The following is a 21,883-nucleotide window of genomic DNA, read 5'->3' as shown; positions in this document are numbered from 1 at the left end:
CGGCATGGCGGACCGCCGAGACTATGTGGCACTTGAATGGGTCAAAGGTGAAATTGATGAAACGCTGAAACAGGCACGTTATGCCCTTGAAGCGTTTGTCGAAACACCGGATGACACCACACGCCTAGAATTTAGTTTGTCATACATTCACCAGGTTTACGGAACTCTGCAAATGGTGGAGTTCTTTGGTGCAGCCTTGCTTGCCGAAGAAATGGAACAGCTGAACCAGGCGATTGTAAATGGCTCAGTGCCCGCCAATAGTGATAATCTGGCCGTACTTATGCAGGCAATTATTCAATTGCCAACTTATCTTGATCAGCTCAAGCAGGGCCAGCATGATTTGCCCGTCATTGTTTTACCTCTGCTTAATGATCTTAGGGCGGCCCGTGGCGAGTCGTTACTTTCTGAAACTGCGCTTTTTGCACCGGAATTGTCTGCAGCACGTCGATTTATCGGTGAACCCGATTATTCAGCCTTTAGCAAGCCTCAGACCGCTCAGCTCATCCGCAAGTTGCGCCAGATGTATCAGCTTGCATTATTGGGTTGGCTGAAAGGTGATGACGTTTCCGGCAGTCTGGATTTTCTCGCGAAATCCGTAGCCCGCATGGTTAAGTTAACAGAGCGCACCAAAATAGGGGCGCTATGGCGTGTCGTCGATGCTTTTGTTACGGCCATTAAAGCCGATTTAATTACCCGCTCACCGGCGACTGTAAAAGTCATGCGGGATATTGACCATGCCTTTAAAGACATACTTAGCAGTCCGCTGAATAGCGTTCAGGAATATCCCTCAGAAACTTTTCTGAAGAACTTGTTGTTTTATCTTGCTAAGTTGGGCACTACTGGGATTGATCGTGTTGACAAAGTCCAACGGCAATTCAGGTTAATCGAAGCCCTGCCATCGGATCACGAAGTTGAGACGCAACGCGCTCGTTTGGCCGGTCCGGATAAAGAAGCCGTAGGCAGTGTGGTAACTGCACTGTTGGAAGAACTTTCGCGACTGAAAGATGCGTTGGATCTGATGGTTCGTACGCAGGTAACCGAAACTTCGCGTCTGAGCGAGTTAGCTGCCCCTATTCAACAGCTATGTGACACGATGGCTGTAGTTGGTTTGGGCAATCCACGCCGCGTCCTCAGTGAGCAATTGGATATCATCCGCGATGCCCAGGCTAAACCAACGTTGGAAGATGACGGCGTGCTCATGGACATCGCCGGTGCCGTGCTCTATGTCGAAGCCACCCTGTCAGGAATTGTCGCCGATTCCAATCTCGATTCGCCCAATCATGGAAATCAGGTGGATGTTAATAACGCCCACAATGCAGTGTTACGCGAAGCTAGAAATGGTATCGAACAGGTAAAAGATGCCATTGTTGAATACATTGGTTCGCACTTTGATCATGCTCTTTTGGCGGAAGCACCAGCTACTTTAGGCGCCATTCGGGGCGGTCTGTTAATGGTGCCACTGAACGATGCAGCGCGCATTCTGCAAGCAGTTCAGGAGTACGTACAAAACCGGTTGATAACAGAGCGTTATCGTCCTGAATGGCAGGAAATGGACCTGCTCGCAGATGCTTTGGTCGGGGTTGAATACTATCTTGAACGGTTAACCCGTGATGGTCATGCGACCAGTCTGGACATTTTGGAGCGAGCAGCAGGATCGCTTGAGAAACTCGGTGTCACTATCATTTTGACCGGCAATCGTCAGTCGGAAGCGTCGCCTGTATTGGAGCCTGAAAGTGAAAGTCACGACGCTAAAGCCGACTCTGCGTCTAGTCTGGGTGATGGCGACTCGGCGGTCAATGTGAACGAAAGCTTGGATTCTGATCAATTCTCTGTCGAATCTGAAATTGAAATCACACCTACTTTGGCCGAAGCAGAAGAACAGAGTAGTGTTGTCGAGGTGACTGAAACTGATTCGGACGACTCGCTGACAGAAACCGTTATTGATTGGGGTGATGAAGTCGCTTCAGAAACCGATACGGTCATTGATTTTGGTGATGACTCCATAACGCTTGATATTGAGGACGATTGGCAGGAGCTGCCCATCGCTGAAATCAATGAAGATGAATTCAACGATACTCTCGTAATCAATCAGGCAGAATTTTCTTCTGAAGAACAGGATCTTACTTTGGATTCTGGGGCTGATGTGAAAGCGGAAAGCATCCCGGTCGAGCAGCCTGAGTCTGACGCGATTGATGAGTTAGTTGTTGACTCTGAAATTGAAAGCGAAACGTCCGATTCTGTTGTCATGGAAACGGACGTTTCTGATTCCGCAGGGACCGAGGAATCGGATGATTTGATCGACGATGAAATTCTCGAAATATTCATCGAAGAAGCCGAAGAAGTCATTGAGACTATTCGTGAGTTTTACCCTAAATATAAAGCAGATGAATCCGACTCTGGGTCATTAACCGAATTCAGACGGGCATTCCATACCTTAAAAGGCAGTGGACGTATGGTTGGGGCAACGGTTGTTGGTGAAACCGCCTGGGCCATTGAAAACATGTTAAATCGGCTGATTGACGGGTCCATTCAACGCAGCGAAGATTTACTCCGTGTTATTGAGGAAGTCACCGCCGAAGTCCCAGCCTTGGTTAAAGCGTTTGAAGACAAGGTTAAGCCAGATACGACTCGAGCTGATTTCTTATCTGAGATTGCGCATGCCTTGTCCAAAGGGGAAGCAGTGCAATGGGAATCTACAACGCCTGCGATAGATGATGCGGATGCAGTTGATGAATCCGTTGAGAATCAGGAAGACCTCGACAATATATCCGCTGTAGAAGCCACAGAATTGGATGTCGGCATTGCCGAAGACACTTTTTCTGCTGCCGATAATTTTCAGGTAACAGACGACTTTGAACAATTTGATGAAGATTCCGCTGAGGTTGGCGACGCGGATGGCGACGAAAATCTTCTGAAGATTTTTAAAACCGAGTTGGAATCACATCTTGAATTTGTTGAAAACTATTTAACCGATGAACCGGTAGGTAACAAGCTGCCGGATGCGTTGCAGCGTGCTCTGCATACCATCAAAGGTTCTGCTCATATGGCCAGTATGGAAGTCATTGCAGATACCGTGTTGCCGGTTGAATTCTGGGTGAAGGATTTACAGGAACGTGGACAACAGGCGTCGCAGGAGTTTGTTGCCCTGACCGGAGAAATGGTCAGTCTGATAAAGCGTTACGTGGATTCTGAACCGAGTGCTGCACAGCCACAAGATGTTGCCAATTTTATCAGCCGGGTGACTGAGCAGCGTCGTCAACTGTCTTCCGCTGATATGGCTACGCAGCAAGAAGAAGTGAGTTTGATGTCCATTTTCCTGTCGGAAAGCATGGACATTGTGATGGATGCAGAAAGCATCCTTGAGCAGTGGCGCGACCGCGGTGACTCTGGGCACGCAACAGAAACATTAATTCGGGAACTTGATACCTTAGCTCAGGCCGCTCACGCGGTAGATCTGATGCCCCTGTCGCAGTTGAGCAATGAACTGAAATCTCTGTATCAGGCAGCGGAATCAAATCCTTATATCATTGAAGAAAAGTTTTTTGACCTGGCCTACGACGGTCATGAATCCTTGATTTCAATGATGGATCGGTTGGCCGCGGGTCAGTCCATCCGCACTGATGCTTTGTTTTCTGAGAGGCTACAGCAGCTCTACACCGTCTATGCGATACCATTTGAAGTGGTGGCGCCGAAGGCTGTTGATAGTGAATTGTCGCAATTGGAATCATTGAACCATGAGTCTGGTGCGACCAAAGGTGATTCATCGTTGGTCGAAGACCCTGCACCAGTGGCAACCGAGGCTGCTGAGCGCTATATGATCGATGGCGATCCGGAATTGGTTGAAATCTTCCTGGAAGAAGCCAATGACATTCTGGAAAGTATCCAGCACTCACTGGAAAACTGGGTTGCTGACACCAAGAACACCATTGAAGTAGAGTCCCTGCAACGTGATTTACATACGTTGAAAGGTGGCGCTCGCATGGCAGAAGTGACACCTTTGGGTGACTTGGCACACGAACTTGAATTCTTGTACGAAGGTTTGGCTCAGGGGCAATATCATCCCTCAGAAGGTTTGATCGCCCTGTTACAGCAGTGTCACGATCGGTTAGCCGTTATGGTTGGCGATATTGAAAGCAGCATGACCTGCATGTCCGCTCCTGATCTCGTGGCTGCCATTTCTCATTTTCGGAAAAACCCAGGTGCTCCTGCCACACCAGCCACGTTAACCGCTGTTGTTGAAGAGCCGGCTGAAGAGGCCGATTTTGATGAGGTTGTACCGGCTTCTGAATCTAGTGATGAGATAAGTTCGGCAGAGCCACATGACGCTGATGACGCTGATATTAGTAAGCCTGAGTCTGAAGTGACCGCAATAGACTCTGATCAGCAGGATGTTTCCGTTGATCTGCCAGATGATCTGGATTTCGATATTCTGGAAATTTTTATTGATGAAGCCGGCGAATTGCTTAATGAATTGGAAAATGCCGTTGAAGAATGGCGGGCTGATTCAAGCAATGAGGCTCATGCCGATGAAATGAAGCGTGTTTTGCACACCCTGAAAGGGGGGGCAAGGCTGGCCAGATTGAAAGAACTGGGCGATCAAAGTCACGACTTTGAAACTTTCGTTATTCGTGCTCAACAGAACAAGTTGCCGTTGGATGAGCGCTTTTTTGCTGACATTCTTGCACGTCAGGACAGGTTGGTCAGCAATATCGAAGAGTTGCAAAAAATTCTGGAACAGCATGGAACTGAAGGCGGCGGATTTGGCCCCAGTGTCATCCAAATGGTATCTGACCTTGATGAATCTGAAATCGAACAGATATCCAGCGAACGTCAGTCAGAAACCCCAAAGCTGGAGGTAGTGCCGAAGCCTGAGGTAACTGCTCAGGATGAACAACCGGCTAACAAAGTGGTTCCTTTCAAAGCCAAAACGTCACAAGTCGATAGCCGAAATGATGGCGGAGGTGCTCAAGCTCGGCGTGCCCAGCCACAGGAAACCGTGAAGGTAAGTGCTAACTTACTTGAGGGGCTGGTTAACTTAGCGGGTGAAACCTCCATCTCACGTGCCCGATTGGAACAGGAAGTCAGTGACTTCGGCTTCACGCTGGGCGATATGGATCAAACCATTGATCGCTTGCGTGACCATGTGCGTCGCTTGGATATGGAAACCGAAGCGCAGATTATTTTCCGGCAGGAACGGGCAGAAGAAACAAACTACGAAGATTTTGACCCGTTGGAAATGGACCGTTATTCGCAAATCCAGCAGTTGTCCCGTTCATTGATGGAGGCGACATACGACCTTCAAGACATCAAATCAACGTTGTCGGACAAAACGCGGGACGCGGAAACAATTCTGCTGCAGCAAAGCCGTATTAACACCGAATTGCAGGAAGGTCTGATGCGTACCCGAATGGTACCGTTTAACCGACTGTTGCCCCGACTGCGTCGTATTGTTCGACAAGTCTCCGGTGAGTTAGGAAAACAGGTTGATTTTATTGTCGGTAATGCAGAAGGTGAAGTTGACCGTACCGTATTGGAACGGATGATCTCTCCTTTAGAGCACTTACTGCGTAACGCTGTAGATCATGGTATTGAAATGCCCGAAGGTCGTCAGGCAGCCGGTAAGAATGCCAAAGGGATCATTGAGCTGGAATTGTCCCGAGAAGGCGGTGACATCGTCTTGCGCTTGCAGGATGACGGTAAGGGAATTGATGTTGATAAGATCAAAGACAAGGCCATTGAGCGTGGGCTGATGAAGCCTGATGCTGACCTCAATGAAACTGAAATAATGCAGTTTATTCTTGAGGCTGGTTTCAGTACGGCGGAAAAAGTCACTCAGATTTCCGGTCGCGGTGTGGGTATGGATGTAGTGAACTCCGAAGTTAAGCAACTCGGAGGCAACATCTATATTGATTCTCAACTGGGTCAGGGCACCGTATTTACGATTCGACTGCCGTTTACTGTGTCAGTTAACCGCGCCCTGATGGTTAACACATTGGATGATCTTTACGCACTGCCATTGACGTCCATCGAGGGTATTGTCCGCGTAACGCCAAAGCAGCTGGCAGAATATTACCAGCCAAATGCACCACTGTTTGAATATGGTGGTCGCCGGTATCGCCTTGAATACATGGGAGCGTTGTTACATACCGGAGCGCGTCCTGCAATGTCGTCCATTGAAACGTCAGTGCCGCTTGTGTTGGTGCGCGGTAGCGATGATCGTCATTCTATGGCTTTGCATGTTGATCGCTTGATGGGTTCGCGTGAAATCGTGGTAAAAACTTTGGGTGCGCAGTTCAGTAAGGTGCCTGGAGTTTCAGGTGCGACGATTCTCGGTGATGGTTCCGTGGTGGTCATTCTTGACCTGTCCGCATTGATTCGTTCCGAGTTGGTGGTCGAACATCAGAATGCCGCCATGTTGGGGCACTCTCAACCAGAAAACGAGCCGCGTAAGAAGGATGGTCCTTCAAAGGTTATGGTGTGTGATGACTCGGTGACGGTTCGTAAGGTAACCAGTCGTCTGCTTGAGCGGAACGGTATGGATGTCATGTTGGCAAAACATGGTGCCGATGCTATTGCTCAGATGATTGATGAAATACCAGACCTGATCTTGCTGGATATTGAGATGCCACACATGGACGGTTTCGAAGTCGCATCACGCGTGCGTCACGATGAACGTTTGAAACACATCCCCATCATCATGATTACGTCTCGTACCGGAAGCAAACACCGAGAGCGAGCGTTATCGATTGGGGTAAATGAATACATGGGTAAACCTTTCCAGGAAGGTCCGCTGTTAGCCATGATCGAACGTCTGTTAAACGAGTCGTAATTCTGATGAATGGCAAACATAATCGTGTCGGTATCATTGCGACGACTCCGTTGGTCCAGCATCAGATGCAGTCTGTGATCACGGAGGCCGGTTATGAAGTGGCGGTCAATACCTCGCCAGAGCGTTTGAATAAAGCGTTCCTTGCCAATGAAACCATTCGTTTGTGGGTGGTGGAATTGGAAGAGGAAGAGCAGTGGACTGACTTTGTTCAGGAAATTCTGGAGCTGACCGAAGCTCCGATCCTCTTTGGTGATGGCAATATTCCGGGTAAAAACGATGAAGACTATATTCGCTGGTGCAGGCGAATACACGAAAAACTGGAGTCTTTTGCGCCAGCCGTTGAAGACAAGAGTAACGCAGCACCTCAGATAAACCTCGACACACTGATGGCTAAGTCTGAACAGCCAGTGTTTGAGCTGCCAGAGTCATTAAAAAACGCACCCAGCCCGCAGTTGGGTCCTGTTTGGGTCCTATGCGCTTCTCTCGGTGGTCCTCAAGCCGTGAAGGAATTTCTTGATCTGTTGCCCGCCGAAATACCCGCTACCTTCTTGTATGCTCAGCACATTGATGCCGGTTGTCTGGATGCGTTGGTGCATTCGGTGGGTCGCCACACCGCTTTATCTGTGATTAACGGCGAGCATGGTGTGCAAATGGCCAATGGGCAAGTGTGTGTCATACCGGTCGATAACGAAGTGAACTTTACGGAAAACCACGGCATTTTATGGCAGGCGAACCCGTGGAGCGGTCCTTACGGCCCCAGTCACGATCATTTGTTGGAAAACGTCACCGAGCATTTCGGGTCGAAATGCAACACCATCATATTTAGTGGCATGGGTAGCGATGGTGCCTTGGGGTCCGCATTGGTGAAACAGAATGAAGGCACGGTTTGGGCTCAGTCGGCTGAAAGCTGCGTGCAAAGCTCCATGCCGGACTCTGCTTTTGAGGCCGGAACGGTCGATTGGCGGGGCACTCCGACTGAAATGGCTGAGAAATTGATACGTTGGCTTGCTGAACATCAAGAGCAAGCCGCTTAAAGCGTTAAGGAAGTATGAGATGAAAAGTCCGACCAGAATGAAAATCAGCACTAACCAGAATATTGTGGCCAGTTTGTTGGTTCCGGTGCAAAACAAGAGTTTGTTGGTACCTAACGTGGTTATTGCCGAAGTGGTGCCACTTCCGCAAATTGAATCCTATGAAGGTGCTCCTTCCTGGTCCATTGGATTTGCGCAATGGCGCGGCGAGCATATTCCTGTTATCAGTTACGAAATTGCCAATAGCCAGGTTCATGGCCGAGATTCCGACAATGCTCGTTTAGCGGTATTCAATGCTACCACGGGGCAGTCTCGGTATCGCTTTTTTGCGGTATTGGTCCAGGGTATTCCGCGTATGATCAAACTGTCAGAAGCTGAAGTGCGTGAAGACAAACAAACGTCGACTGGGATTGCGGAGAAGATGGCGGTCATTACGCAACTGGGTAAGGCTGTAATTCCCGATCTGGATTACCTGGAGTCGTTGTTAGCCAAGCTTGGCTAGTGTCCTGAGTCAGAAGTTCGCATGTATTCAGCGTGTCATTCAATGTCTTTAGCAAGGCGTGTCTCACAGTCAATGGCTGTTCCATTGGCAAGAGGCAGAACGACGCTAGAGAGCTTGAATGTCGCGCCCGAAGGGAACTCATGAAAAAAACTGCTACGGCGTTGCTCTTCTTGAAAAGATCTCGATATTCTCTACAAAGAGCGCCTTGTACTAGCGTTTCCCGTTCGCTCTGAAACTATACGATCTTCCAACTTAGGACACTATGACCTGTATTGGATTTCTGGTAACGTGAGACAACCCGATCATTTCATCGGTTTTTTTACAGCTGATTCATGGCGTTGTTGATACGCGCTTCCAGTTTTAATTTCATTTCGATGTAATGCAATGTCTGGTCGTGGCCGAATGGTAGGTTTTCTGTGACTGCTTCTGTTAACGCAAGGTCAGTGATGTAGGTCGGGTATTTCTGACCAGACGCACGCAGCCCGAGTATAAATGAGGCAATGGCGTTATAAAGGTTGTCACCCAATACCGTGCTGTGGAATTCTTGTTCATTACACACGACATGGTAGTCGAACCCACCTTGGTCATTAATGTCGACATTCACCTGGATGCTGATAAAGCGTCCTTTGTTAACCAAGCCGCCTAGCTTAATGCGGGTCAGCTGCAAAGTGGCATTTTTACGTTGAATTTGAAAACATTGAATGATTCTTTGCGGCATTAACTGCACATCCGTGTTGCTGCGTTGCCGGTGTTCTGTGACTTTTAAAAATCGTACCAATGGCGAAAGGACGTTTTCCATACTGTGGAAGGGCTGGGTAAATCGTTTCAATGAGCCCTGTTCGTCCAGTACAAAATAGTCCACGACAGTTTTCTGTATTTCAAAGGCAATATTCACCATGTTTGCATTGTGATGCGAGTACAGCAGCGTAAGCAGTGGGTGCTCTTCCTGAAAGTGTCGATCGAAAATCACCGGGCTGTATTCCGCTTGCTCCTGAGCCAGTTGACGTTCAAGCTCCGTCAGGCTGTGCAATTGCAGAAAGTTGGTGACTTTGTTGAGATGCTGGAAAATAACGTACTGATCACTGATGTTGAATGTGAAGCGGGTATTTTTGGGGTTGGTCGGTGAACATAGGGCAGACAATGCATCGCTGAACAGGTCTTTAACGCGTTTGGCAATGGCCTGTGGACGAGTTTGGTTGTGACACACCGTTTCCACTAAGGGCAGTCCGCTACGGCTCTGTTTGTTTACCCGGTTGATCAGCGATTTCAGTGCCTTTGTCATTGCATCGTCGTCGATGAATCGTTCAACAACGACTTCTCCCCAGGTGTTTATCAGCACCATGTCCAGACTGAGCACCAGGTTCTCTCTCAATCCACTGAAATCAAGACTATTGCTGCGCGCGGAAATTTTCTGCAGTCCCTTTGCGGACAAATAGTGCAGCGGGTCGCGTCCCAGGTTAATAAATAACACGACCTTGGTCAGAATAGCCGGGTGATAGAAACTGGTGCTGTCGGTTTTGGGTAATGGCAATGGAATCAGCTGACGCATTGACGACAGCGTCATGCGAATTTCGAATTCGGAGACACTGTGTTGTTTTACCGGAAAAACAGGGATGTGAAGATGCGCGGCTATCAGCCCGTTTAAGTGCGACCACAACAGTGTCTCCAATAAACCCTTGGAGTATTTTAACGGTGACGGCGCTGGGTCATTGTCCAGCGGCCGATTATAGGCTGCCCATAAAAACACGCCCGGTTCCTGTTTACTTTCACGTTCATACAAGCGAATCTTTTCGTGGCTCAGATCCACGTCCAGTCCAATGCGGATAAAATCAATTTTTCCGGGTCTACGATCAAACGCTGCGTGCAGTTTTCGGCTCAGGATGAGTAAGTCGCGTTGGCTCATGACATGACCACCATGATGCTCCGACGCAAACTCGGTCAAAAAACGGTAGCTGTGAGTCAACTCATTAATCAGTAAACGACGTTCGTCAAGCACTTCCTCTATGGTCCATGAACGGAAATTATCCAGGTGCGCCAGCGTTCTTTTGTCCCAGCCCCAGGAATTGACCAGAAAATCCATGAGTTCCCGGCGCCAGTTAAAACTTTTTGTGGTTTTGGATAGATTGAGTCCAACCTTGAAATAAAAACAGCGACGAATCAGATCGAGGCGTTGAAATTCTTCCCGCTCAATGAGGTACTCTTCAATTCTTCGATACAACATCACATAGGGATCGAGATCATCCAGCGAGAGTTGCATCCGGTATATGTCGGATTTGTACCAGTGCGCAAGACTGTTGATGAGTGGATACTGACGGGCATAGATTTCCAAAAGGATCAGTTTTAAAACCGATTTGTATGGTGAGTCAATAGCCTTGTAAATCTGCCACATACCCGCACCGATAAATTCTCCTGCCGGTAACCGTGCAATGGCGCCAAAATCTGTACAGTTATTGTCACTGATGAAACCTTCGTCATACATCGTCTGTACAACGTCGGCGTAATTTTGCTCGTGAGCCACAGGGACCAACCACCAGGCTGGGATATTGCCGGCTAACAGCTGCGCCGTGCGGTAAAATTCATCCAGCAACAGAACATGTTGTGTCGAACCGCAGTTTTCGCCGGTCAGCGATTGCTGCTCGCCTCCTGAAAAACGATGTGCATTCATCAGGAAAAAATGCACTTCAAGATTAAAGTCCATTGCCCAGGCAGAAATCGCGCGTGATTTCTCATCCAGTAGCTGAATTTGGTGATCGCTCAGGTCGCTGTTGTAGCATACCCAGATATCCAGATCGCTCGATGTCGACTGCCCGATGCTACCGCTCGACCCCATCAAATAAAGTGCCGACAACTGCGGCTTAGTCAATTGCATCCGTTGATTGATCTGAGCCCGACTCAGGCTTTGTGCCAGACGTTGTAACGAATCGTTGGGATGGTAGTTGGCTATGCCCGTGGGGGTGTCGGCACTGTTCATATAGCCGGGCAAGCCATCACGGTTGGTATGAAACAATAATGGCAAGAGGTCAAAGCATTGTTGTTGTTTGGGTTGCAAACCTTCACGCACCCGACTGATTCGTCCCTCGTTAACCACCATAAAACGTTGAGTCGCATGCTGCACATGCGCAGACGTTGGGCTGTTACTCTGTATGTAGCCGGTGTCAGCGGCTCGATTGGCGGATTCTGTCATCTGTGGTTGAATTTCGGTCAGGTCATTGATTATAAAGCTGAGTTTAGTTGAGTTTTTTGTCGAAAGGGGTGTAATACTTTGTTACAGACTAAACTGGTTAAGCAGGTTAGCATTAAAATGCTAAGAGACTCGCTTGTTGACGGCCGCAATTCAAGTTTATTTAGTATCGAGTGATTCCCCCAATGCTCCGTGAATCCTGAAGAATATACAGAGATGACGATTCGGGGTGAAAAAATTCGCCGCGGTCGGCATTATTTCATGCAAGTTAAGTCTACATTTAAATGGCAAGCTCAAAACGACGGTGAATGCAGTATGTCCGAACAACAAAAAAAATTGCTCGTAGTCGATGACGATCAGGAAATCCGGGAACTACTTACCGAGTATCTGCATAAAAATGGCTTTCACGTTGAGTCGGCGGAAGAAGGCAATGCTATGCGTCGACAGTTGGCGGCTCATCATTTTGATTTGATTGTACTCGACATCATGATGCCTGGTGATGACGGCTTCACGTTGTGTAAAGAAGTGCGCACCACCTCAAATGTCCCCATTATCATGCTTACGGCTGGCTCGGATGAAACCGACCGTATCATAGGTTTGGAGTTGGGCGCGGACGACTATGTCGGCAAACCCTTTAATCCGCGCGAATTATTGGCCCGCATTAAGGCCGTTTTACGGCGCTTTGAAGAAACCAGTTCTTCAAGCAGCAAACAAATCGAGTCGATCAAGTTTGGACAATTTACCCTGCATATGACCAATCGTGAATTGCAGTATGCCGATGAGCCACCAGAACCGCTAAATGGGGCAGATTTCAATCTCTTACGCCTATTCTTGACGCGGCCAGGCGAAGTGTTGAGTCGGGACGATCTGTCTCATCATTTGCGCGGGCGCGATGCATCCCCATTTGATCGCTCAATTGATGTCCAGATCAGTCGGTTGCGTTCAAAACTCAAAGATGATGGAAAGTCGCCTCAAATGATCAAAACGGTTCGCGGCGCGGGATATATATTAACCACTCCGGTTGAAGTGAATTCCTGACTTTGATGCGCCCATCATCGTTATTTGCCCGTTTCATGATGTTTATGGTCGCCGGTTTGTTGCTGGCGTTTCTGGTCAGTAATACCCTTTGGTTTAATGTGCTGGAAAGCCGTCGAATCGAACAGGGCAAGGAAATGGCGCGCGATATGGCCTATTCGATTGCGTCAACTATGGAATTTATCCGTTCTTACCCGCGCGAATACCGCCACATTATTCTGAATCAGTTTCGGGACATGGGGGGCTCGCGCTATTTGGTGTCTATAAATGCCGAATACATAGATGTTGACCCCATCTACGAAAGCGAACGCAAACAGACCTTTCTGGAGGACTTCAACGGCGCCATTGAAGAGAAAATTGGCAGTCGTTTGGAAGGGTTGAAAGTTGAGTTTGCCGACCCGTTGGAATTGCGTGTTTATAACGGCGTAAAACTGGTTGATTTACCTGAACGGTGGGCGCAAAACTCGTTGATCCGCGAGCCGGAACCAGCCCCGGTATTGGTCGCTCAGGTGCCGATTGGAGAAGGTGAATGGTTGTATCTGGCCGGTTTGCTGCGGGAACCCTATTACCTCAGCGAAGCCCGTTATCTGAGTGCCGACCAGGTGTTGTTTGTGTTGATTATGCTGGCCATCCTGCTGGTGGTCAGCTGGTTTATGGTGCGCTGGTTAACCCGTCCGCTCATGAAACTGGCCAGTGCCGCTCGTCATTTGGGAACCGACTTAGAGTATGACTTGAAACCGCTGCAGGTCGAAGGTTCGCGGGAAGTGAGAGAAACGGCAATTGCCTTTAATTTCATGCAAGAGAGGGTATTACGCTTCATCGAAGACCGTGAACGTATGTTTTCCGCCATTTCCCACGACCTGAAAACACCGATTACCCGTTTACGGTTGCGCTCTGAGCTCATGCCGGAATCCGACGTTAAACGCAAAATGATTGTCGACCTCGAAGAACTGGACGCCATGGTTAAAGGCGCCCTGGATCTCGGTAAAAGCACCGATATTCACGAGTCCATTCACGCAATCAACATCAACCAGCTGGTTCGCACCTTTAAAGATGAATTTAAGTTAATGGGAACGGACATTGAAATAAGGGGCATTGCTCGCCGTCCCTTCTTTGGTAAACCCCTGGCACTGAAGCGGGCGATTTCCAATCTGATTAATAACGCCATATTTTATGGCAAAGATGTTCGCCTCGATTTAGTCGATACCCGTTCGGAACTAAAAATATATGTGGTGGACAAAGGACCCGGCATCCCGGAAGAGAAGCTTGAAAAGGTTTTTGATCCCTATGTCCGGCTGGAAAGCTCCCGTAACCGCAATACGGGCGGGGCAGGACTGGGTTTGAGCATTGCCCGCAACATTGTTCACGCGCATGGGGGGCGCTTGCAGTTACGAAATCGAGTAGGGTCAGGCTTGGAAGCCGCGATTATCTTGCCACGAATCTAGCCCTAGAAATACACCACATCGTACAAAATATCGTTGCATCCCTCAGCCCTCGACCTATGATGAAATTTTCAGGCTAGGGCACACATATTTTCCCTAGGCTATTCTCGTCGATTGGCTGATTTGTGACGATCAGTGTTTGAATTTTCTCCCTTTTTTCTTCTACCTCTTCTATGCTGAAGCTTGTTTCCCCCGTTTCGGTGCCAACACTAGACCTGCGAGTGCCCACGCATTTGTTGACAGTATGCGCAGAGATCGGGAGCGGCATAAAATTTTCAGCAAGGCTTGGCCTTTTGATGGGTAAGTCGTTATAGTTAACCTGTTCAATTGGTCAGGTTTTTAAACGAAAGGGGAAGATATGGCAACGCCACACATAAAAGCAGAAAAAGGTGATTTCGCAGAAACTGTATTGATGCCGGGTGATCCGCTGCGTGCGAAACACATTGCAGAAACCTTCCTGACGGATGCTGTGCTGGTCAACGAAGTCCGTAACATGTACGGATACACCGGCACCTACAAAGGCAAAACCGTTTCTGTCATGGGTTCAGGAATGGGGATTCCGTCTATTTCCATTTACGCCAAAGAACTGATTACCGAATTCGGCGTCAAAAACATCATCAGAGTTGGTACCTGTGGTGCCCTGAAAGATGACATTCAATTGCGCGACGTGATTATTGCCATGGGGGCCAGTACGGATTCCAACGTAAACCGCGCCCGGCTACAAGGCTACGACTACGCGGCAATCGCGAATTATGACCTGCTTGAAGCCTCGGTCAAGGCGGCACGGGGCGCTGGTAAGCAGGTTCGGGTCGGCAACGTCTTTTCCGCTGATTTATTCTATTCTCCCGTTGATGGCATCATGCAGACATTGGCTAACATGAATGTTCTGGCGGTCGAAATGGAAGCCGCGGGATTGTATGGCGTGGCAGCAGAATACGGTGCGAATGCACTGGCGATGATGACGGTGAGTGATCACATTTTACGTCATGAAGCCCTGAGTGCGGATGATCGACAAACGACATTCAACGACATGATCGAAATCACGCTCGACGCAGCGTTGACGTTTTAAAGGCGCTTTTATGAGCACGCAATTTGATACCCTGCTTTCGATGGCAAAGGTGGCGGCAACAAAAGCTTACGCACCCTACAGTAACTTTCAGGTCGGCGCTGCCATCCATACCAGAAATGGTCAAACCTTTATGGGCTGCAACGTTGAAAACGCGTCCTACGGTATGGCTATATGTGCAGAACGCAATGCGATAACGACGGCCGTTACCGAGTCGGTACAACCAGGTGAGATCGATGAACTAGTGCTGTACATCGATCGTCCGGAACTGTTTTCACCCTGTGGCGCCTGTCGTCAAGTCATCAGCGAATTTATGAAACCTGATGCCAAAGTGACTGCTTGCAATAAGAATGGTGAAACCAAAACCTGGACCGTGCAGGGGCTGCTGCCGGACGGCTTCTCAATGCCGGAAGACTGAGCATCAGCATCAGCATCTATCTATATTGAGCCAAAGCCCTTTGGCTCAATTCTTTCCCGTTTTGTTTCTTCGTTATACCACCTGAATGTACGTGTCCGTCGATTGGCTTTTCTTTATTCAGATTTCTTAGACATTGGTCTTAATTGTTAACAATATGGTTGTTTTTCGTGCTTAATTGGCGCTTTATAGGCATCAATACCGATTTATTGTCGACAAGCAAAGATAAGAAACGAATATCGGAGGCAGCATGGGCAATTACAACGAACAGCACCATCGGGCGCGCAAACACGCGGATGAGTTTTGGTTGGAGCAAGCATCAGCATTGGCATGGTTTGAGCCGCCCACGGTGGGTTTCGCGCTGGATGAATTGGGTAATGATCGTTGGTTTACCGATGGCAAACTAAATACAGCGTATCTCGCGCTGGACTGGCACGTTCAACAGGGGCGTGGAGATCAGGTGGCGTTGATTTACGATTCCCCTATGACCGGAACTGGTCAACGTTTCACCTACGCGCAACTGCTGGAAGATGTTCGGCTTTGTGCCGGTATGTTGCAGGCGCTGGGTGTCACCAAGGGTGACCGCGTTATTATTTATATGCCGATGATTCCTCAAGCTGCTATTGCGATGTTGGCCTGTGCCCGTTTAGGCGCCATTCACTCGGTTGTTTTCGGTGGTTTTGCCGCAAATGAACTGGCAGTGCGTATTGATGATGCTGAGCCGAAGGTCATCCTGTCGGCGACCTGTGGCCTGGAAGTAAACAAGTTGATTGATTATCAGCCCCTGTTGCGTAAAGCCCTCGAGTTGGCCAGCTATCAGCCAAAACAGACCGTGGTATGGGAACGAGATCAAGCCAAACTCGTTGAGCCTGAGTTTCTGCGCTGGCAAGACCTGTTAGTGGACGCGACGGGAGTCGATTGTGTTAGCGTCCAGGCGACGGATCCTCTGTATATTCTCTATACCTCCGGAACCACCGGTAAGCCGAAAGGCGTCGTTCGGGATAATGGCGGGCACGCCGTAGCCATGCATTACTCCATGTCGGCGCTCTATGGCATGGAGGCAGGTGAAGTCTTCTGGGCTGCGTCGGATGTTGGTTGGGTGGTAGGGCATTCATATATTGTTTATGCGCCATTAATAAAAGGGTGTACAACGGTATTCTATGAAGGCAAACCCGTTGGGACGCCTGACGCTGGAGCATTCTGGCGTGTAGTAGAACAACATCAGGTCAAAGTCCTGTTTGCTGCACCAACGGCTTTCCGGGCGATCAAGAAAACAGATCCGGACGGTAAGTTCATACAGCAGTACGATCTCAGTTCGTTACAGACGATCTTCATGGCGGGTGAACGACTGGACCCGCCAACGTTGGCTTGGGCTGAACAGCATACTGGCAAACCAGTGGTCGATCATTGGTGGCAAACCGAAACCGGTTGGGCTATTTCCGGCAATCCTCTGGGTATTGAGCGATTCGCCACCAAACCCGGCAGCGCCTGCAAACCCTTGCCGGGTTTCAATGTGGAAATTCTCAACGCGGGCGGTCATTTTGCTCAGCCCAATGAACAGGGGTTAATTGCTCTGCAGCGGCCGTTACCGCCGGGCTGTTTGACTACGATCTGGAATAATCAGGCTCGCTTTCGGTCCGGTTACTTGAAACAGTTTGTTGGTTTTTATGTGTCGGGTGATGGCGGTTATATCGACGAAGACGGTTATCTGTTTGTGATGGGGCGCATCGATGATGTCATTAATGTTGCCGGGCATCGGCTATCAACCGGTGAGATGGAGGCCGTACTGGGCGCGCACGACGCGGTCGCGGAGTGTGCGGTTATTGGTGTTCAGGATGAACTCAAGGGTCAGCTGCCGCTGGGTCTGGTGGTGTTGAAGGATGGGGTCTACCCGGATGAAGATGAGTTGTGCAGCGAACTGATCGCGAAGGTCCGTGATGAGATCGGTGCCATCGCCTGTTTCAATCGTGTGCTGATCGTCAATCGCCTGCCAAAAACCCGCTCCGGTAAAATATTACGCGCAACGCTCAGAAAAATGGCCGATAACGAACGCTATACGATTCCATCCACCATCGATGATCCGACAGCGCTGGATGAGCTAGAACCCCTGTTGACGGCTTCCTGAAAAAAGGAAGTTTCATCGTTTCGGGCCTTTAATTCTTGGTCTATGGTTTAGAGTATGTTCGTTAGTCAGTGGATTTCTCATGTCGTTGGCCAAAGTTTTTTTTGTCATCCTGCTTATGTGCTTTGGATGGGCGAAGGCGGCAGCGTTAGAGCCGGTTACTTTACAGTTAAAATGGCAACATCAATGGCAGTTTGCCGGCTATTATGCCGCCCAGAAACTGGGATATTTTGAAGACGCCGGTTTTGATGTGACACTGCGTTCGCGTGATGGTAGCGAAGATCTTTTCAAACCTGTCAGGGAAGGAGAAGCCACCTTTGGTGTGGCGGATTCCAGCCTGGTGCTGCGCAGGCTGCTCGGTGAGGATCTCGTTGTCCTTACTACCGTGTTTCAACATTCACCGCTCGTGCTCATTACCTTAGCGGAAGACAATATCCTCAGCCCTTACGAACTGATTGGCAAACGGGTCATGGTGGAGTCCGGTGTTGACGATGCTGCGGTCGTTGCCATGTTTGCGTCATTAAATATCCCTGCCGACCGGTTTGAGCAGGTCCCGCATAATTTTAATACATTTGCTTTGCTCGACGATGATATCGATGCCATGGTTGGCTACAGCACCGATCAGCCGCATCAATACCAGGAGCGTGGTATCGATGTCAGAATTATTGACCCCAGTAATTACGGAATTGATTTTTATGGCGACCTGCTTTATGCCAGTCAGGATTACGTCGAAGCATTTCCTGAACGGGCAAAAGAGTTTGCCGATGCTACTATTCGGGGATGGGAATATGCTGTTGCCAATCCAGACGAAATCAGCCGTTGGATCATTGAGCAATACAATCCGAATGTCTCAATGGATCAGTTGACCTTTGAAGCTGAGAAATCCATTACCATGATCGCTGCCAATTACATCGAACTGGGCACGATGTATGACGCTCGATTCGAACGCATAGCGGACATTTATAAGCAATTACGAATGGCACCACAATCTGCCCAACTCGACGGCTTGACGCTACCCCACTATCTGAGGACACCGGAGAAGCAGACCGCGTTCTGGATAAAGATCATTGCCAGCGTCAGTTTTATACTGATTGTGATCGTTTTGGTCATGCTGGCGGTTAACCGTCGGTTGCAGCAAACGGTAAAATCCAGGACCCGAGAATTAAATGAACTTAATTATGACCTGCAAAGGCAGCTGCAGGTGATTGACCAATACGTGATGTCAGTGGAGACAGACTTGGCTGGCACGATCGTGCAGGTTTCTGATGCGTTCTGCCGAATCAGCGGCTATGAGAAAGATGAATTGATCGGAGCGAATATCAGTTTGTTAAGACACCCCGATCAATCGGCGGATGTTTTTCAGCAAATGTGGAAAGTGTTGATGAACCGTCAAAGCTGGCACGGTGAACTGAAAAATCAACATCAAGACGGATCTGCCTTTTACGTAGAAATGAATATTGATCCGATTATCGGTTCAGAAGCCAATACCATTAAGGGTTACTCTGCGGTCAGTACCGACATCAGTTATCGCAAATTACTGCTTTCTCTGTCAGAAACCGACAGCCTGACCGGATTGCCGAATCGGTACAAGCTGGATCGATGTCTCGCAGAGGAATGGCAGCGTTATCAGCGCTATCAAACAATATTTTCAGTGATAATTTTTGATATTGACAACTTCAAAAAAATTAACGACCAGTACGGACACCTGGAAGGTGATAAGGTATTAAAAGCGATCAGCGATATCGCCAGCCAATCGATCCGCCGCATTGATACTGTAGGTCGCTGGGGTGGCGAAGAGTTTTTGATTGTCTGCCCGGGTACCGACATGGAAGGTGCGCGGCAGATGGCCGAGAAATTGCGTCAAGCCATTGCCAATATCAGCGTTATTCCTCAATATCAGGTGACCTCCAGTTTTGGCGTCGTCAGTGTAGCCAGTCACTATGAGAAAGTGGACACCATACTCGGGCTGGCTGACGAAGCATTGTATTTTGCGAAAACCGAGGGTAAAAACCGTGTTGAGGTGATCGATTGATATATCAATACGATTCAAAAACCATCGGTGAACTGAAACTGAATAGCCACTCGGTTTCCCTGACCGATGTCGTTCAATACGCTTCCTTTGACATGATGTTCCCAAACGATTTCGGCACTGAGCGTGGCGTTGATATCGACGCCGATCTGAGTCCGGTTAAACAGACTGTGATTTGCCTGGGGCCAGTAAACACTGACGTTCTCAATATTGAAATCCCGCCAAGGCTGAGCAAAGCGGACCATCCATTTTTGTTGGGTCAGCGGCTCCGCAAATGCTGCTCCGATCAATGCCGCATTCGCTGAATCCAGCTGGGCGTGAATGGTGTTCCAGTCATTAGTATTCAGACCTTGTTGCATCCAACGGACTTCCGTCTGTAACGTCAACTTGAATGGAAACGTCCATTGGGCTCCGAGATTCATTTGACGTTGAGCACCTTCCACGGTTTCGGCAATGTGGATTGCCGGTCCGATCGTTGTTAGTTTCGTGTAACGCTCCGTTTCACTGCTATAGAGTTCTGCGTAGACCAAACCACCATCACCGATCAGCGTTTGTACGGCCAAACCTGCCCGCCAATAGTCGCGGTAATCGATCATCATCTGCCAGTCCGCATTATTGAACCAGCCCGATAATCGATTGGCGCAACCAGCGGTATCGTCGAGGCTATAGCACCAGCTTTGCCAGCTGCCAAACGAAAAGAACTGCTCACGCATGAGCATTAAGTCTTCGTCGACCCAGTTCAGTGCGCTTTGGCTGTAACCGTATGCCCATTCCTGTGGTTTGCGACCAACACTCCATTCGGCGCCTGCCCAAGACAGATCGTAATAGAGTTCGTTGAGCGAGACGGCGTTGTCACTGATATGCGCAAGCACGGTAAAGCCGTTGTGTTGTAGACCCAGGTCGACTTCGGATTGTGCTTGCCAGTCCTGCGCGTCAGTCCAGTTCTGTAAGGCGTGGCTGCCCGGCCAAACACGATCTAATGACCAAACCGCATCAAGAGTACCGGTCATCGCTGCCGCTTCAGTTGCGACAATGGCAGTGAGCAAAAAGCCTAGGTAAGTGATAACAGGACGCATACGTGGTACCTCAAAAAACCTGATTAAAATTAACAAAGGTTTGCCATTGCCCTTGGTCATTCACGGCAATATCCCATCGAACGGACATGGATTGATCAGGCGGTAATCCAAACCGGAAGCCGCCGCCAGCCGATTGGTAGTGGCTGACCGAAGCGCCTTCAAACAGATGGACCGATTCCGCAAAGCCGACGCCTTTCATGAAACGCCAGATCGGGAATCGGTATTCGATTTGCGCAGCGGCCATCGTTGGTGCCTCAAACTGGCTGGTCAGATAACCTCTGAGTAATTCTGAGCCGCCGGCTTCGCTGACCAATCCTTCTCCCAAGGCGGTTTCAGCGATGGTTCGCAGCGCCAATGTCTGCTGGGCCGACAGGGGTAGAAAAACTCGACTCTCGAGTCTCAACTGACTGCTGCTCGTGTCGAGCTGGTTGTTTAGACCTGCCGGTTGGTAACGCATTTCGGCATTCGCCATCCAACCACTATGACCGTTGACCGGATCATCCCGGTGATCCAGCGTTAACCCACTAAAAAGGTAACCTTCTGCCACATCCGGTTGTTGTTCATGCCATTGCCAATGAAAAGAGGGGCCAAGGTACCATTCAACATGGTCATGCAGTTTGCGGCGCGCTTTGGTTCTGGCAGACAACGTCAGTTGATCGTAGGTTTGCAGAATCTCAGTTGATCGTTCTGCCGTTTGGTAATCAAAAAAATTGTTCAGTGAAAAACCGTAATCCCAGCCCCAGTGAGCGCTGGCATTCGGTTTCTCCTGCTGATAGGTCAACGCACCGTTTGTGCCGAAGCGCATGACAAAACTCAAATTGCGTCGGGTTTGTGCTTGTGCCACCTCTCCGGTTGGGTACGAAAACCAGGCAAAGCCCAGCAATGTGCCGTAGGCGGGGTCGTAGCCAAACACCGGTGAAACAGCGGTAAAGTAAGGTTCCTTTTGCGGTAGACCGAAGGGGTTAGCTGCGGCCGCACCGAAACAAAGAATGAAACATAAGGTGGTTAATAAACGTTTCATGACGGTTTTCCTGTTGATTCTGGAATGCGGGCGTTAATCGCTTTGCAGACGGTTCAAGACATTTATCTATGCCATGCACCATAAACCGGCGAGTGCTGGGAACGTATTGGAAGTGATAAACGGTTGCCTTTGGC

At 49.2% G+C, this 21,883-nt stretch carries 12 protein-coding genes; 9 read left to right on the top strand and 3 right to left on the bottom strand.

The genetic code is table 11. The features are described from left to right. Nucleotides 1-4: 4 nt before the first annotated feature. From IYN85_RS19435 to IYN85_RS19425, 3 genes are read left to right on the top strand one after another with little or no spacing between them, the layout of a single operon-like run. Nucleotides 5-6,829, top strand: a complete 6,825-nt coding sequence (locus tag IYN85_RS19435; protein ID WP_196160612.1) for an Hpt domain-containing protein — start codon at nt 5-7, stop codon at nt 6,827-6,829. 5 nt (nt 6,830-6,834) lie between these two features. Then, nucleotides 6,835-7,863 (top strand): chemotaxis protein CheB, encoded by a 1,029-nt coding sequence (locus IYN85_RS19430; RefSeq protein WP_196160611.1) that lies wholly within the window; start codon nt 6,835-6,837, stop codon nt 7,861-7,863. Nucleotides 7,864-7,882: 19 nt separating this feature from the next. Beyond that, nucleotides 7,883-8,362 (top strand): chemotaxis protein CheW, encoded by a 480-nt coding sequence (locus tag IYN85_RS19425; protein WP_196160610.1) that lies wholly within the window; start codon nt 7,883-7,885, stop codon nt 8,360-8,362. Between the two features lie 319 nt (nt 8,363-8,681). Here the strand turns inward: IYN85_RS19425 and IYN85_RS19420 are convergent, their stop codons facing one another. Continuing rightward, a complete protein-coding gene (locus IYN85_RS19420; RefSeq protein ID WP_196160609.1) occupies nt 8,682-11,546 on the bottom strand; it encodes a class I adenylate cyclase in 2,865 nt (954 codons plus the stop codon). Between the two features lie 312 nt (nt 11,547-11,858). Between IYN85_RS19420 and IYN85_RS19415 the strand changes: the two genes are divergently transcribed. The 6 genes from IYN85_RS19415 (at nt 11,859) to IYN85_RS19390 (ending at nt 19,655) form a co-directional block, all read left to right on the top strand. Continuing rightward, nucleotides 11,859-12,581 carry a response regulator gene (locus tag IYN85_RS19415; protein WP_196160608.1) on the top strand — a complete coding sequence of 241 codons (723 nt, stop codon included), beginning with the start codon at nt 11,859-11,861 and terminating at the stop codon, nt 12,579-12,581. 5 nt (nt 12,582-12,586) lie between these two features. Next, on the top strand, nt 12,587-14,023 hold the full coding sequence (locus tag IYN85_RS19410; RefSeq protein WP_230390886.1) for an ATP-binding protein: 1,437 nt from the start codon (nt 12,587-12,589) through the stop codon (nt 14,021-14,023). A gap of 355 nt (nt 14,024-14,378) precedes the next feature. Beyond that, nucleotides 14,379-15,089, top strand: a complete 711-nt coding sequence (deoD, locus tag IYN85_RS19405; RefSeq protein ID WP_196160606.1) for a purine-nucleoside phosphorylase — start codon at nt 14,379-14,381, stop codon at nt 15,087-15,089. Nucleotides 15,090-15,099: 10 nt separating this feature from the next. Beyond that, complete coding sequence (cdd, locus tag IYN85_RS19400; protein ID WP_196160605.1) at nt 15,100-15,504, top strand: cytidine deaminase; 405 nt, start codon at nt 15,100-15,102, stop codon at nt 15,502-15,504. A gap of 247 nt (nt 15,505-15,751) precedes the next feature. Further along, the gene (locus tag IYN85_RS19395) at nt 15,752-17,626 is read left to right on the top strand and encodes a propionyl-CoA synthetase (RefSeq protein ID WP_196160604.1); all 1,875 of its coding nucleotides are present in this window, start codon (nt 15,752-15,754) and stop codon (nt 17,624-17,626) included. Between the two features lie 79 nt (nt 17,627-17,705). Beyond that, nucleotides 17,706-19,655, top strand: coding sequence for a diguanylate cyclase (locus IYN85_RS19390; protein ID WP_196160603.1), 1,950 nt, complete (start codon nt 17,706-17,708; stop codon nt 19,653-19,655). 14 nt (nt 19,656-19,669) lie between these two features. Here the strand turns inward: IYN85_RS19390 and IYN85_RS19385 are convergent, their stop codons facing one another. Then, nucleotides 19,670-20,728, bottom strand: a complete 1,059-nt coding sequence (locus IYN85_RS19385; protein ID WP_196160602.1) for a hypothetical protein — start codon at nt 20,726-20,728, stop codon at nt 19,670-19,672. Nucleotides 20,729-20,738: 10 nt separating this feature from the next. Further along, the gene (locus tag IYN85_RS19380; RefSeq protein ID WP_196160601.1) at nt 20,739-21,749 is read right to left on the bottom strand and encodes a BamA/TamA family outer membrane protein; all 1,011 of its coding nucleotides are present in this window, start codon (nt 21,747-21,749) and stop codon (nt 20,739-20,741) included. Nucleotides 21,750-21,883: the final 134 nt, after the last annotated feature.

The sequence above is a fragment of the Reinekea sp. G2M2-21 genome, from assembly GCF_015687175.1.
Classification (GTDB): domain Bacteria; phylum Pseudomonadota; class Gammaproteobacteria; order Pseudomonadales; family Natronospirillaceae; genus Reinekea.
The sequence above is the reverse complement of the archived record's forward strand: the minus strand, read 5'-3'. Positions and strand labels throughout refer to the sequence as shown.

Bases quoted from the DNA above. Each gene is read 5' to 3' on its own strand.
- IYN85_RS19380 (WP_196160601.1), bottom strand. From the start codon at position 21,749: ATGAAACGTTTATTAACCACCTTATGTTTCATTCTTTGTTTCGGTGCG.
- cdd (WP_196160605.1), top strand. From the start codon at position 15,100: ATGAGCACGCAATTTGATACCCTGCTTTCGATGGCAAAGGTGGCGGCA.
- IYN85_RS19430 (WP_196160611.1), top strand. From the start codon at position 6,835: ATGAATGGCAAACATAATCGTGTCGGTATCATTGCGACGACTCCGTTG.
- IYN85_RS19410 (WP_230390886.1), top strand. From the start codon at position 12,587: ATGCGCCCATCATCGTTATTTGCCCGTTTCATGATGTTTATGGTCGCC.
- IYN85_RS19420 (WP_196160609.1), bottom strand. From the start codon at position 11,546: ATGACAGAATCCGCCAATCGAGCCGCTGACACCGGCTACATACAGAGT.
- IYN85_RS19385 (WP_196160602.1), bottom strand. From the start codon at position 20,728: ATGCGTCCTGTTATCACTTACCTAGGCTTTTTGCTCACTGCCATTGTC.
- IYN85_RS19435 (WP_196160612.1), top strand. From the start codon at position 5: ATGGCGGACCGCCGAGACTATGTGGCACTTGAATGGGTCAAAGGTGAA.
- IYN85_RS19415 (WP_196160608.1), top strand. From the start codon at position 11,859: ATGTCCGAACAACAAAAAAAATTGCTCGTAGTCGATGACGATCAGGAA.
- IYN85_RS19395 (WP_196160604.1), top strand. From the start codon at position 15,752: ATGGGCAATTACAACGAACAGCACCATCGGGCGCGCAAACACGCGGAT.
- IYN85_RS19425 (WP_196160610.1), top strand. From the start codon at position 7,883: ATGAAAAGTCCGACCAGAATGAAAATCAGCACTAACCAGAATATTGTG.
- deoD (WP_196160606.1), top strand. From the start codon at position 14,379: ATGGCAACGCCACACATAAAAGCAGAAAAAGGTGATTTCGCAGAAACT.
- IYN85_RS19390 (WP_196160603.1), top strand. From the start codon at position 17,706: ATGTCGTTGGCCAAAGTTTTTTTTGTCATCCTGCTTATGTGCTTTGGA.